The organism is Brevundimonas sp. KH_025, assembly GCF_057839885.1.
Genome location: NZ_CM174501.1, coordinates 2,579,096 through 2,592,345, shown reverse-complemented (window position 1 = coordinate 2,592,345; position 13,250 = coordinate 2,579,096). Strand labels below are relative to the sequence as shown.

General features: G+C 70.1%; 12 protein-coding genes and 1 tRNA gene. 2 read left to right on the top strand and 11 right to left on the bottom strand.

Annotation, left to right across the window (positions count from 1 at the left end; translation table 11 throughout):
• Window positions 1-33 precede the first annotated feature (33 nt).
• The 8 genes from AC3IS2_RS12865 to AC3IS2_RS12830 all read right to left on the bottom strand — a co-directional run bounded on the left by AC3IS2_RS12865 (window position 34) and on the right by AC3IS2_RS12830 (window position 7,356).
• Window positions 34-879 (bottom strand): tryptophan 2,3-dioxygenase, encoded by an 846-nt coding sequence (locus AC3IS2_RS12865; protein ID WP_489198176.1) that lies wholly within the window; start codon window positions 877-879, stop codon window positions 34-36.
• 54 nt (window positions 880-933) lie between these two features.
• On the bottom strand, window positions 934-1,461 hold the full coding sequence (locus AC3IS2_RS12860) for a CHAP domain-containing protein (protein ID WP_489198175.1): 528 nt from the start codon (window positions 1,459-1,461) through the stop codon (window positions 934-936).
• Window positions 1,462-1,495: 34 nt separating this feature from the next.
• Window positions 1,496-2,629, bottom strand: a complete 1,134-nt coding sequence (locus AC3IS2_RS12855; protein ID WP_489198174.1) for an acyltransferase family protein — start codon at window positions 2,627-2,629, stop codon at window positions 1,496-1,498.
• 93 nt (window positions 2,630-2,722) lie between these two features.
• Window positions 2,723-3,178: a COG3650 family protein gene (locus AC3IS2_RS12850; protein ID WP_489198173.1), complete on the bottom strand. Its 456-nt coding sequence runs from the start codon at window positions 3,176-3,178 to the stop codon at window positions 2,723-2,725.
• Between the two features lie 17 nt (window positions 3,179-3,195).
• The gene (locus AC3IS2_RS12845) at window positions 3,196-3,489 is read right to left on the bottom strand and encodes a hypothetical protein (RefSeq protein WP_489198172.1); all 294 of its coding nucleotides are present in this window, start codon (window positions 3,487-3,489) and stop codon (window positions 3,196-3,198) included.
• 15 nt (window positions 3,490-3,504) lie between these two features.
• Window positions 3,505-3,864, bottom strand: coding sequence for a YdbL family probable chaperone protein (locus tag AC3IS2_RS12840; RefSeq protein ID WP_489198171.1), 360 nt, complete (start codon window positions 3,862-3,864; stop codon window positions 3,505-3,507).
• Between the two features lie 20 nt (window positions 3,865-3,884).
• Entirely contained in the window at window positions 3,885-4,076 is a 192-nt protein-coding gene (locus AC3IS2_RS12835) for a YnbE family lipoprotein (protein WP_489198170.1), read from the bottom strand.
• 88 nt (window positions 4,077-4,164) lie between these two features.
• Window positions 4,165-7,356, bottom strand: a complete 3,192-nt coding sequence (locus AC3IS2_RS12830) for an intermembrane phospholipid transport protein YdbH family protein (protein WP_489198169.1) — start codon at window positions 7,354-7,356, stop codon at window positions 4,165-4,167.
• A gap of 281 nt (window positions 7,357-7,637) precedes the next feature.
• On the opposite strand from AC3IS2_RS12830, the gene AC3IS2_RS12825 reads away from it, so the two are divergent.
• Complete coding sequence (locus tag AC3IS2_RS12825; protein ID WP_489198168.1) at window positions 7,638-9,044, top strand: M23 family metallopeptidase; 1,407 nt, start codon at window positions 7,638-7,640, stop codon at window positions 9,042-9,044.
• 25 nt (window positions 9,045-9,069) lie between these two features.
• On the opposite strand, the gene AC3IS2_RS12820 is transcribed toward AC3IS2_RS12825, so the two are convergent.
• The 3 genes from AC3IS2_RS12820 to AC3IS2_RS12810 form a co-directional block, all read right to left on the bottom strand.
• Entirely contained in the window at window positions 9,070-10,707 is a 1,638-nt protein-coding gene (locus AC3IS2_RS12820; RefSeq protein ID WP_489198167.1) for a TadG family pilus assembly protein, read from the bottom strand.
• 1 nt (window position 10,708) lies between these two features.
• Window positions 10,709-11,131 carry a TadE/TadG family type IV pilus assembly protein gene (locus AC3IS2_RS12815; RefSeq protein WP_489198166.1) on the bottom strand — a complete coding sequence of 141 codons (423 nt, stop codon included), beginning with the start codon at window positions 11,129-11,131 and terminating at the stop codon, window positions 10,709-10,711.
• Between the two features lie 126 nt (window positions 11,132-11,257).
• Window positions 11,258-11,334: transfer RNA gene (locus AC3IS2_RS12810), tRNA-Arg, on the bottom strand.
• Between the two features lie 152 nt (window positions 11,335-11,486).
• Between AC3IS2_RS12810 and AC3IS2_RS12805 the strand changes: the two genes are divergently transcribed.
• Entirely contained in the window at window positions 11,487-13,250 is a 1,764-nt protein-coding gene (locus AC3IS2_RS12805; protein WP_489198165.1) for a gamma-glutamyltransferase family protein, read from the top strand.

The window sequence follows — 13,250 nt, the reverse complement described above, 5'->3', positions numbered from 1 at the left end:
TGAAACCCGCGCCAGCGGCGAAGGTTGCCCGCTCTAGAGCTTAGTCCGCAGCGACCACAGTTCCGGGAAGCAGCGGCGCTTCAGCGTCTCGACCAGATAGCCGACGCCGTCGGTGCCGCCCGTGCCCTGGCGACGGCCGATGATGCGCTCGACCGTGACCACATGCTTGTGGCGCCAGGTCAGCAGGGCGTCGTCCAGATCGACCAGCTTCTCGGCCAGTTGATAGAGCGGCCACCAGCGCTCGGTGTCGCGGTAGACCTCCAGCCAGGCGGCCTCGACTCCCTCGGAGGGTTCGTAGGTCTGGCTGACGTCGCGGTTCAGCACCTCGGCCGGAACGGGCAGGCCCGCCAGCGACATCTGCCGCAGGGCGTCGTCATAGAGGCTGGGGGCCTCGATGGCCGCCACCAGCGCGGCATGGGCCTCTGGGCGTTCGGCATGGAAGCGCAGGAAGCGCGGGTCCTTGAGGCCCAGCATGGTCTCCAGGCGGCGGAACTGGTCGCTCTGGAAGCCCGAGCTGGCGCCCAGGTCGCCGCGGAATTTCAGGTAGTCGGCGGGGGTCATGGTGGCCAGGATGTCCCAGCTCTGGGTCATCACCGCCTGGATGCGGCTGACGCGGGCCAGGCTCTTGTAGGCCGGGACCAGATCGCCGGCGCGGACCAGGCTTTGCGCCAGCGCCAACTCGTGCAGGATCTGCTTGAGCCACAGTTCCTTGGTCTGATGGATGATGACGAACAGCATCTCGTCATGCTGGTCCGAGCGGGGATGCTGGGCGTTCAGCAGGACGTCGAGCGACAGATAGCCGGCATAGGTGATGCCGGTCGGCTCGTGCTTGGCCGTCTCGATAGCGTGGCCGCGAATGTCGTCAGGTGCTTCGGTCATCCGTCACCTATCGCCGGATCGGGCCCGAAGGGCCAGCCCGGAGGCGACGGAAAATCAGTTGGCGGCGCGGGTTTCGGCGGCGCCGGCGGCCATCTGACGACCGCTGTCGAAGGCGTCGCGCGCGCCTTTGTAGACGAAGCCGTAGGTCGGATAGACGGTGGTGCCCAGGGCGTTGATCGGGTTGTACCAGACCTTGACCCGGCTCCAGTCGCCCGAGGAAGAGACGTCGACGACGGTGACGTTCTCCTCGACCTTGCCGCGGCTGCCGCCCCAGTTGGCGTGGGTCACGCGGATGACGCGGTCGGTCAGGATGTCGGAAACGACGGCGACGTGGCCCTTGTCCATCCGGCCGCTGGGCTGGAAGACCAGCACCGAGCCGGTTTCCGGGGCGCGGCCGGTGCGGAACTTGTCGACCGCCTGACGCCACCAGGTCCAGGCGTCGCCGAAGATGTTGATGCCCGAGAACATGCGGGCGAAGGTCACGCACTGCCAGTAGGGATCATCAGCCTTGGCCGGCGCGGAGCCGATCGCAAGGAGACCCAGGGTCGCCGCAACCGCGGCGGCTGTGAGCCGTTTCATCATCTGGCGTGCTCCCGACTAAAACGCGGACCAAGCCTTAGACGATAGTGTCCGAAGGTTGAAGAACCGTTTCGGACTGTTTCGCGCCGCGACCCACAGGCGAGCGTCGCCGTTCGGCCAGGCCGCGCAGGGCCTTTCGGGCCGGGCGCTCGATCAGGTGATAGGTGACGGCGGCCGCGGCGATCAGGCCCAGAACGACCCCCAGCCACACAAGAATGTGAAGCCGCTTGTCCTCCGCTCCGGTCGCGCGGGCCGCCAGATTGACCGCCAGGATCTGCCACGGGGCGCAGACCATGTAGACGGAATAGCTGATCTCTCCGAGGTAGACGGCGGGCTTGGACGCCAGCCAGCCGGCCCGGCCGTTGGGCAGGGAGGCCAGGGCCAGGATCAGCAGGCCAGCGGCCAGCACGGTGATCGCGTCCCAGGCCAGGACCGAGGCCGAGGCGATCATGACGGCGGCGGCCAGCAGGGCCAGCGGACCCGCGGGTTTCACCGGGGCGCGGCGATAGACCAGGTAGAGGGCGCAGCCATAGGCGAAGCAGGGGACGATGCGCAGCGCGCCCCAGCGGAAGGTGGCCTCGGTCAGGGGGAAGCCCGCCAGACGCTCGAAGGCGGCGTAGAGCCCCATCAGGAAGACCGCCGCGCCCGCCGTCGCGACCCAGGGCCGCTTCCGCAGGGGCCAGGCGGCCAGGGCGAACAGGGGGAAGGCCAGATAGGCGAACCACTCGGCCGAGATCGACCAGGACGGATGGTTCCAGCCGGCCTCGCCCGCAAAGCCCCAGGCGTGCAGCATCAGCAGATGGGCGGGCAGGGTCTTCCAACTGAGGACGCTGCCGTCGATGCTCAGCCCCACGGCCACGGCCGCCAGGCCCAGGGCCATGACGCCCAGCAGGGTGAAGACATGCAGCGGATAGACCCGCGCGATCCGCGCCCACAGGAAGCCGCGATAGGAGAAGCGCTTCTCGGCGAAGGCGTGCAGATAGACGTGGCTGAGGATGAAGCCCGACAGGACGAAGAACAGCTCGACGCCCAGATAGCCCTTGGCCGTCAGGTTGGGGAGGAAGCTGACGTCGAGGTTGGGCCAGAAGGTGTAGAGGGCCACCCACAGGGCCGCCATGAACCGCAGGGCGGTCAGCGGGCGAAGATCGACAGGGGTCTGAACCGGGGTCATGCGGCCACCATGAAACGGCGCCGCTTTGGGAAGCGTTAAGCGGCCTGCCGTCCCAGAAGCAAGACCGGCGCCAGCCCGATCTGCGCTCCTCGGCTATTCGACCCGGCCGGATTCGCCTGCCTTCTCGATGGCCGCGCTGGCGGCGGCGCAGCCGGTCAGGCTTTCGCCGCCGATCTCGACCTTGGCGGTCAGGGGATAGGTGCGGTCGCTCATCCCGTCGGAGCAGTCGGTCGCCGTCAGCGTGACCTCCAGCGGGGTCTTGGCCTCGGTCTGCGTGGTCCAGACCGCCATCGTGCCCAGCAGGGCGGGGCCGGGGTTGGCGGCCTTCTGCTCGGGGCGATCGACGCCGGAATAGGTCAGGCCCGCCGACGTGATCTCGACGGTCCAGAAGGGCTCGGTCCCCAGCACGCGCAGAGGCTGGTCCAGATCGACCCCGGCCAGGGCGCGCGGCTCTGCCGGGCCGGGCTCAGCCTTCTTGGCCGCCGGTTGCGAGCAGGCCGCCAGGACGGCGACGGCCGAAACGGCGAACAGCGGCAGGGCGAAACGCATGGCGGACTCCGTGGAAATCAGTAGTCGAGATCGTTGTTTTCGGTCTCATCCCGGCCGGGGTCCAGCCGGTTGTCGACCCGGTCGTCCCAGCCTTCGCGATCCGAGCGGAAGGCCAGGCTCATCAGCAGCCAGGACAGGCCGATCGTGCCGAGCACGCCCAGCCCCATGGCGATCCATCCGTGGACGGACATCGGTCCGCCGCCGATCAGCCGCCAGTATCCGGCCAGACCGAGCACAGCGGCGGCGGCGATGACGACCGCCAGGCCGAGGGCCAGCAGGAAACGTCCTGTCCGACCTCCGGCCCGGGGCATTTTCATCGCCTCAGATCAGCGCTGGACCCACTGGCCCGCGGCGTTCTTGTACCACTGGCCCGAGCTGATGCGCGGCAAGAGCTGGGTCTCGAACATACGGGCTCCGGCCACTTCGGCCGAGGTGCCGGCGTCGGCGGCGCTGCGGGCGTAGGCCTGGCGGCGACCGGCGTTGGTGGCGCTGACCGCCGCCTGGGTGTCGGGCGCGACCGAGGTGCGGACGCCGAGGAAGCCGTCGGCCTGTTCGCCGACCGAGCCGGCGGCCTTGGCCTGATCAACCAGAGCCTTTTGCGAGGCGGTCTGGGCCACGGCGGCGCCGGCGGCCACGCCCAGGGCGGCGACGGCGGCGACGGCGACGAAGAGCTTGCGATGGTTCATGTTCAGCCCCTTTCTTTCGGTCAGAACAGGTTGGGGTTTTCGCGCAGGAGGTTCTGCAGTTCCTGGTCGAGCTTGATGCGGATGTCGGCGTCCAGCTTGGCGTAGATCTGCAGCGGTTCGCTGAATTTGATGTTCACCGTGGGCGCGCACGCGGCGACGGCGACGGCGACGGCGGCGAGGCCGAGCACGGCGATCTGACGCTTGCTGATCATGGGGCCGATCTCCGAAGGCGGCGGTTGAAGTTGCGGCGATCTAACGCCCCGGTGCGTGAATGGGTTCTGAACAAAGCGGCGCCGTAGCTCAAGGCGTTTTCGTTTCCGGGGGCGCCGTCGGGGCGGCCCCGTTGGCGGACTTGCCCCATTCCAGCAGGTCGGACACGATCTGGTTGGCGTTCCAGGTGGTGTCCAGCGTCAGGTCGATCGGGGTGTCGGACGGCAGGGGCAGCTTCTTCTTGAGGAAGTCGCGGCGGATCACCTCCATCCAGCCCAGGCGCAATTGCTGGCGTTCGGGCGGATCGTGGCGGCCGTGGATGCGGAAGCGGACCCCCAGCCGGCCTTCATCCAGGCTGTTGACCTCGGCGCTCAGGTCGCTGATCGCCAGGTCCTGCATGGCCTGATAGGCTAGGTCCTGCATGGTGTTGGGCGGCAAGGCCTCGCCGTCGGCCGCTCCGCCTCCGGCCGCCAGATCGTCGAACACCTCGGGCTGGATCGACAGGCGGCCGGGGCGCACCGCGTTCAGCACGCCGCCGACGACCCGCCAGCCGACATCGGGGGCGTAGGTGAAGGGCAGGCGGCCCGACACCACGGCGTCCAGCTCGGCCTTCTCCTGAAGATTGGCGCTCTTCATCAGCTCGTTCAGCTGGACCTCCTCGACCACGATCACCCCGCCCCAGGGCTGGTTGGGCGACAGCGGCACGGCGAAGGGCTCGATGCTGATGCGGCCCCCGGCCACGTCCAGCTTGCCGCCCGCCAGATGCAGGGCCTCGGCGTCGAGCATGAATTTCAGGTCGAGGTCGGTCAGCGGCGTGACCGTCTCCAGCCGGTCGACCGTCAGGATTTGATCGGGCGCGGTGATCAGCGGCGTCAGGCTGGTGAACTCGACCCGGCCCTTCAGCCCCTTCACCTTGCCCGCGGGGCTGGTGAAGTCGAGGCCGGGCGTGGTCAGGACGCCGGAGCTGGTCGCGCCGTCCGGGGTCCAGTCGAACCGCCCCTCGAACCCGGCCGAGCCTTCGACCGGCGACTTCAGGTAGTCGGCGGCCAGCGGGCTGAGATCGTCGGGCTGCAGGCCGTGTTCGGTGAAGGTCAGGTTCGGCGCGCTGATGGTCACGCCGCCGGCCGCGGCCCGACCGTCGTGGCGCAGATCGAGGCGGCCGATGGCATGGCTCAGCCGGCTCAGGTCGAACCCGCCGCTCCACACATCATCGGCCAGCCGCGCCTCGCCCGTCGCCGTCAACGGCAGGAAGCGCTGCGGGTCGGTGGTGTCGGCGACCTGGGCCTGGGCGACGGTCGCCGTCATCGACAGGCCGGCGGGCTTGCCGTCCACGACCAGTCGGCCGTGGGCGTCAGAGAAGCGCATGGCCAGGAAGGGGGCCGTCGCGCCGACGTCGGCCAGCGTCCCCTGGGCGCGCCAGCTTCCGTTGGCGATGACGATCAGCGGGGCGTCGGCGGGGCAGAAGCGGCCGGCCACGTCGGTCACGTCGTTCTCGCCCAACTCCAGCCGCTCGACGCTGACGGGGATGCAGTCCTGCGCAATGTAAGTCAGCCGCCCGCCGCTGGAGGCCAGTTCGCCCCGGGTCGACAGGGCGATGCCGCGGCCGGGGCCGAAGTCCAGCGCCGCCTGGCCGTCCAGCGTGGCGCGGAAGCCGCCGCGCGTCAGGCTCCATGAGGGCACGTCGAACCGGGCCTCGGGCAGGCCGCCGCCGCGCTGCGAGGTCAGGCTCAGGGCGCCGCCGCCCGACTGGCCGGATTCGGCGGCGAACAGGGGCGTCCTTGCCGGGGAGAGCGTCAGGACGCCGCCGTTGGCCGGGCGCGCCGTGATCGGGCGGGTCAGGGTCAGCTCGGTTCCTGCATTGCCGGTGGCGAACCGCACGCCTGGCGCGTCGATGGCGAAGGCGCCCAGGGCCCGCTTCAGCTCGGCCAGCTCCGGCAGGTCGTCGGCGGCCGGCGCGCCGAAGCCGGGCCAGGCGGCGCGCGGCGCGGCCAGCGATCCGGTCGCTGTCACCCGCGTCACGCCGTCGCGCACCACGTCCAGCAATAGTCGCCCGCGCGCTTCGTTCAGCGTCAGGTCGCCCGTGACCAGTCGTCCGGCCGTCAGGGCCAGCGGCCCCTGGACCTCGAAAGCGTCGCCGCGCCCGCCCGCCGTCAGGCTCGAAAACGTCAGCGTCGCCCGGGTCAGCCGCGTCCCGCCCGCGACCCCGCTGTCCAGCCGGACGGCGGCCGGCGAGGCCACGCGCCATTCCAGCCCGCGTTCTCCCTTGGCGACGGTGATGTCGGCGCGGTTCAGGGCGAGGTCGGCGCCGCGCGCCTCCAGTCCCTGTCCGGTGAGCCGTTGCGCGCGCACCCGCGTCTGGCCCTTGCCGGCGATGCGGAAGGTCTCGATCCAGCCTTCGGTCAGCCCGTCGAAATCCAGCGCAGCCTCGGCCTTGCGTCCCTCGATCCCGCCCGCCGTCAGAGCGTCGGCGGTCAGGCGAGCGGCGATGACGGCGCGGCCGTCGCCGCGGCGGGTCTTGAGGTCGGGATAGGGCAGGTCGCCGGTCAGGCTCAGCCGGGCGGCCGATCCGCCAGTGTCATTCAGAGCGAAGCTGTCGGCGGCGGCCTCGATCTTCAGCGCCACGCGGTCGCCGGTGGTGGTCAGGTCGATGACGGCGCTCGCGCCGCGCGCTTCCGTATCGCCGCTTTTAAGCGAGGCGGCGGGCAGGCGGGCGCTCAGCCGCATCAGCTTGCTGTCGTCGACGCGGGCGTCGGCCAGGATTTGCAGCGGGCCGTATTCGGTGTCGATGCGGGCGCGGCCGTCCTCGACGATGACCAGGGGGGCGGGCTGGTCGGGGCGCGGCGGCTTGGCCAGGAATTCCTCGACCAGCGGGTCCAGCGAACCGAGCGACAGCTTGCCCTTCTTCCAGCTGGCGCGGGCCAGCGGCCGGACCAGGCGGATGCGGCTGGGGGTCACGCTCAGGCCGGTCTTGGACCAGGGCATGCCCAGGGCGTAGTCGACCTCGACCCGCTCGACCTTGAAGTCGGGGTTGCGCGGATCGCCGATGCTGATCTTGCCGACGAAGCCGTCGATCTCCAGCTGCTCCACCTCGACGTCGGCGTCGATCCCCTTGCGGTCCAGCCAGCCGGTCAGCAGCTCGCGCGCGGCGGCGCGTCGGTTCAGGTAGAGGGCGGCCGCCAGGGCGAGCAGCACCAACAGGCCGATCAGAAGCGTGATCAGCACCGTCCGGGCGACGGAGCGGCGGCGCGGCTGGGGCCTGGGGGCGGGGGTGTCGTCGGTCAAAGGCGCTCGGCGTGGTCGGCGAAAGGGAGGCGGCAACAACGCCACAGAATGGTCCGGGACAACAGTTGTTGCCGCATGAACACTGAGGCGTGTCGCTTCAGTCACTGTTCAGTCAAGCAAGGCCAGAAAAGGGCCGGTCTCCGCTGATGATCCATGAAAAACAGTGGAATACTCAGACTTGGACCGGCCAAGTTAACCAATTGTAACCTTCGCGCTTCCCAAGATGGGACGGGCGGGTTATATCGCTCGCTTCGCGTTTCGGGGGCTCCTGAACGCGATCCATGATTCGAATGGTTGGGCGCCAGTACGGCGTCGTCGATTGCCGGGGACCGATGGCTCAGTTCGATCCGCGCCGCCAGCCCATGCGGCTTGCGCCGCATCTCCTGACGACGGCTGCTGCCGTGGCTATCGCCCTGGTGGCGGGCCAAGCCTATGAACCTGTGCGCGCCGAGGAAGTTCCGGCGCTGACATCGGAACAGATCGCCTATCTCGAGACCCAGGCCTACGCCGCCGCCGGCGCGCCCGCCGGTCTGACGGCCCCCGAGGCCATTCCCGTCCAAATCCGCCGCGGCGAAACCTTCGAGCAGGCCGTGCGCCGCACCGGCGTCGGCGCCGACGAAGCCAGCGCCGTCGCCGCCACCATCGCCAGCGCCTTTGATCTCAAGGATCTGCGCGCCGGTCTGAAATTCGAGACCGCCGTCTCCAAGCCGCGCGGCGGCCGGGGCGACGCCCGCCTGATCGGCCTGACCATGCGCACCGGCCCGGCCAGCCAGCTGACCGTCTCGCGCAGCTTCGACGGCGCCCTTCGCCTGCGCGCCCTCGACGAAAAGGTCACGCACGAAACCGTCGTCGCCAATGACAAGGTCCAGCGTTCGCTGTCGGCCAGCGCCCGCGAACTGGGCGCCACCTCGGCGGTTGTCCGCCGCGCCAGCCAGCTGTTCGCGCACAAGTTCGACATGCAGCGCGACGTGAAGGCCTCGGACGAGTTCACCCTGGTCTTCGATCGTTCTGTGACCGAGGCGGGCCGCACGGTCGAGACCGGCGAGCTGCTCTACGCCGAGCTGAAGGGCCACGCCTTCTATCGCTATCAGCGCCCCGGCGCGAAAACGGCCGAGTATTTCGACGCCACCGGCAAAAACACGCGCACGGCCATGATGCGCACTCCGCTGACCAGCTTCCGTCGTGTCAGCTCCAACTTCGGCGTCCGCACCCACCCCATCTCGGGCTATCGCAAGATGCACCAGGGGATGGATTTCGCCGCCGGGACCGGCACGCCTATCGTGGCCCCGGCCGACGGCGTGGTCGTCGAGGCCCGGCGCTGGGGCGGCTATGGCAACTGGCTGCGCATCCGCCACGCCAACGGCCTGGAAAGCGGCTACGGCCACCTGTCGCGCTACGGCTCGGGCGTTCGCGCCGGTCAGCGCGTGTCTCAGGGGCAGGTCGTGGCCTATGTCGGCTCGACCGGCGCTTCGACCGGCCCGCACCTGCACTATGAAATCTGGCGCAACGGTCAACGGATCAATCCGTCCGGCATCAAGACGCAGGAAGGCACCGTCCTGGCGGGCGCCGACCTGGCCGCCTTCCGCGCCGAGAAGGCCCGCATCGACCGCGTCATCGCCGCCGGCGGCCAGCGCCGCCCGGTGGTGCAGCAGGCCTCCGTCTCGGGGCTGCGCTCCGTCGAGGGCTGACGGTCGGGGCGTCGCGCCCCTTCCTCTAGCCGACCAGAACAGGCGTGCGTCCCTGCTGGGGGCACTGGACGGCGTGCGTCTGCACGTCCGCCTCGCCCAGTTTCAGGCCTAGCAGGTCGAGCAGGGGCTGGACGATCCCGTCCAGCACCGGCCCCAGAGGCGTCAGCAGCGCGCCCAGGGCCTTGATCAGGTCGCCGAGGCCCAGGCCCAGGCCGATCACGTCCACATCCACGTCCAGCCGTTGCAGCAGGCTGACGATCAGGCCGTTGACGAAGCCACGCGAGCGCACCGACTTCACCGTCCGGTTCGAGATGTCGGAGGGGTTGAAGGCGACCTCCTGCCAGTTCAGGTCGGCGATCTCCAGATCGGCGTGGGCCTTGACCGTCACCAGGCCCAGAACTGACGCGACCGTCGCCGGCGACGTGGTCAGCGCCGTCTTGAAGTTCTTCAGCTTGGACTCGTCCACCACGCCGATGCGGGCGCGGGCCACGCCGGGCCGCACCGCCAGGGTCACGCTGGGCGCTGCGCCGCAGGTGATGCGGCTGAGCTTCGCCTCCGAGGCGGCGGCCTCGACCAGGATCGGCAGCTTGACCTGGGCCAGACCCGACAGAGCCTGGGCGGTGGTGGCCTTGAGATAGATCCGCGCCTGGGCGGTGCGGATGATCGGCTCGCCCTTGCCGGTGACGGTCAGCCAGGGCGACTTGTTCGGCCGTTCGCCGATGGCCAGCATGACGTCCAGATCGGCCAGACCGGCGCGCGCGCCGAGATCCAGCGCCACCTGTCGGTCGCCGTTGGCGGTCTCGAGCGTGGCCATGATCAGGTCCAGCGCCGAAACCTCGGCGTTCAGGCCCTCGCGCAGGCCCTGCCTGGCGTCGGCCTCGACCCCGATCAGATCCTTCAGCTTCAGCTTGGCGTCGACGGGGGTGCGGGTCAGCTTGCTCAGAGCGCTTTTGGTGTCAGCGCCGGCGAGGGTCTCCAGCACCTTCAAGGCCCGCCCCGCCGTCACCTCCTGCTGCAGCAGGGCGTCATAATCGCCTGCCGTCAGGCCGATGTCGGTCGCCAGGGCGTCCGAGAACTGCAGCAGATTGACCCGCGCGTCGGCCAGGGCGCGATAGTCCATGACCGTCAGCGAGACATTGCTGCCCAGCAGGCCGGACAGCAGGGCGTTGGCCAGGCCGCCGTCCAGACTGGCCAGGCGCGAGCCGATCGAGAACATGGCGCGCGGCTCGCCGCCCGGTATCGCGGCGGTGGCCGTCTTGCGCACTGTGATGCTGTCGCGTTGCAGGACCCAGCGCCCGAAGAACAGCGGGGCGGGCGCCGTCACATCGACGCGCGCGGCGTTGGGCGTCGCACTGCCGGGGCTGAAGCGGTTTTTGGGGGCGACGCCAGGGTCGGCGACATAGGCGCCCTTGGCCACGTTGACGGCGGCGACGTCGGCCAGATTGGCCAGGGCCGTGGCGCGGGCCGCGCTGTCGGCGTGGGCCAGGTCGCGCGCGGCGGCCATGGCCGCCAGGTCGGCCGTTCCCTGAATTTGTCGGGCCTTCAGGGTGATCGACCCCAGATCGACGGCGAGGGCCGCCAGCACGCACATGACGCCGCCGAAGGCCGCGCTCATGACGGCGACGCCGCCCTTCTCGTTCTTCAGCCAGTCCGGGCGGGTCATGTCAGTACCCGCCCAGGCGCACGACCGCCGTGCGATGGATGATGCGCGGCGGCGCCGGCACGATGGCGGCCAGCGCCATCAAGGGATGGTCGCGCACGTCATAGGCGACCTTGACGCGGATCACGCCCGCCGTGCTTTCGACCTCGACCGAGGCGCGGGCGGCCTGCAGACCCATGTCGCGGACCTGGGCGTTGATGAAGCTGCGGGCCAGGGCTTCTCGTTCGCTCGGGTCCAGTCCGGCGATCGCCGCCCTGGCGCCCTCCGACGCCAGGGACTGGACGGAGTGGGCCATCCAGAACCAGCCGCCGTACACCACCATGCCGAGCATCATCAGGATCAGGATGGGCGCCACCATCGCGAACTCGATGGCGGCGACGCCGCGTCGATCGCGGCCCGGCGTCAGAAGGGAAAAGCGTCGGCTCATGGTCAGGCCTCACCTCTTTCAGGTGACAACCATAAGTTATGCACCGTTAAGCGGTGCTAAACGCCCATGCTTAAAGGCGGACCCACTGGGGCCGCCTTGCGACGCCGATTTCAAGAGAAAGCAAAGTGGCGCACCCGAAGAGATTCGAACTCCTGACCCCCAGATTCGTAGTCTGGTGCTCTATCCAGCTGAGCTACGGGTGCGCACTGCCTTGCGGGCAGGGCGGCTATCTAGCGGGTGGGCCGGGGGCTGGCAAGCGGCTTTTCTGAAAATGCCGATAGAAAATGCGGGCTTGGCCTCGTGGCCCTGTGGCACTAGGCATGAACCTCTCCCCGAACCCCGCAGGAGCCGTCGCGTGCGCGCCTATTCCAACCCCTCGTCGAACCGTCGGCGCAAGATTTCGCTCATTCTGACGGGGGCGGCCGTCGGCGCCTTTATGCTGGCGGGATGCGCCACGGCGCCGGTCGCGGAGGCGACGGCTGTGGAAACGGTCGCGGCGACCGCGCAGGCGCCCGCGCGCGGGCCCTTCGTCTCGGCGGCCAACCCTCTGGCGGTCGAGGCCGGGATGCAGGTGTTGGCGCGCGGCGGGTCGGCGGTGGACGCCGCCGTGGCGGTGCAGGCCGTCCTGGGTCTGGTCGAGCCGCAGTCGTCGGGTCTGGGCGGCGGCGCCTTCATGATGTTCTACGACGCCGAGAGCCAGGCGATCACCGTCTATGACGGGCGCGAGACGGCGCCGGCCTCGGCCACGCCGGAGCTCTTTTATGAGAACGGGCGGCCGCTGCCCTTCGTCGATGCGGTGCTGAGCGGGCGTTCGACCGGAGCGCCGGGCGTCATGCCCATGCTGGCCCTGGCGCAGCAGCAGCACGGGGCGCTGCCCTGGTCCGAGCTGTTCGGCGACGCCGAGACGCTGGCCCAGGACGGCTTCGTCGTCAGCCCGCGTCTGGCGGGGATGATCGCGTCGGACGCGCCCCAGGCCAAGACCCGCTGGGCGACCGAGTATTTCACCAAGCCGGACGGCGCCCGCTACGTCGCGGGCGACGTGCTGAAGAACCCCGCCTATGCCGAGACGGTGCGGACGCTCGCGCGCGAGGGGGCGGCGGGCATCCAGTCGGGACGGCTGGCCGAGGCCATCGCCGCCGCCGTGGCCGAGGGGCCGCGTCCGGGCGGGCTGACCGCCGCCGACATCGCCGCCTATAGGCCCATCGTGCGCGAGGCCGTCTGCGGGCCCTATAAGGTCTATGTCGTCTGCGTGCCGCCGCCGCCGTCCAGCGGGGCGTCGATCCTGCAGCTTCTGGCCATGGGCGAGCGGACGCCCGATCTCGACAAGGGGGCGCAGAGCCCCGAGGCCTGGGCCGCCTTCGCCCAGCTGCAGCGGCTGATGTACGCCGACCGCGATCGCTACTATGGCGATCCGGCTTTCGTCTCGGTGCCGGTCGCCGGCCTGCTGGACCCGGCCTATGTGGCCGAGCGTGCAGCCCTGGCCCCGGCCTTGCGCGGGGCCGCGCCGTTCGGGACGCCGCCCGGCGCGCCGCGGGTCGGAGCCGACGCCACGCGCGAACCGGCGGGCACCTCGCACTTCGTCGTGGTCGACGCCCAGGGCGACGTCGTCAGCATGACCACCACGGTCGAGAGCCTGTTCGGCTCGGGGCGGATGGCGGGCGGCTTCTTCCTCAACAACCAGCTGACCGACTTCTCGCTGGTCCCGACGGCCGCGGACGGCACGCCCGCGGCCAACGCCGTGGCGGCGGGCAAGCGTCCGCGTTCGTCCATGTCGCCGATCATCGTGCTGGATCGCCAAGGGCGTCTGGTCGGGGCCATGGGTTCGCCCGGCGGCTCGTCCATCCTGGCCTACAACGCCAAGGCGCTGATCGGCGCCCTGGGATGGGGGTTGCCGCTGCAGGAGGCCTTCGACCTGCCGAACCTGGTGGCCAAGGGCGGCGGTTTCGGCGCCGACACCGAGGGCTTCCCGGCTGACGTGCGCGCGGGCATGGCGGCGCGCGGCGTCGAACTGCGGCCCAACACGACCGAGACCTCGGGTCTGCACGGCGCCCTGTGGCGCAATGGGCGCTGGGACGGCGGGGCGGATTCTCGTCGCGAGGGCGTGACGCGCGGCCAGTAG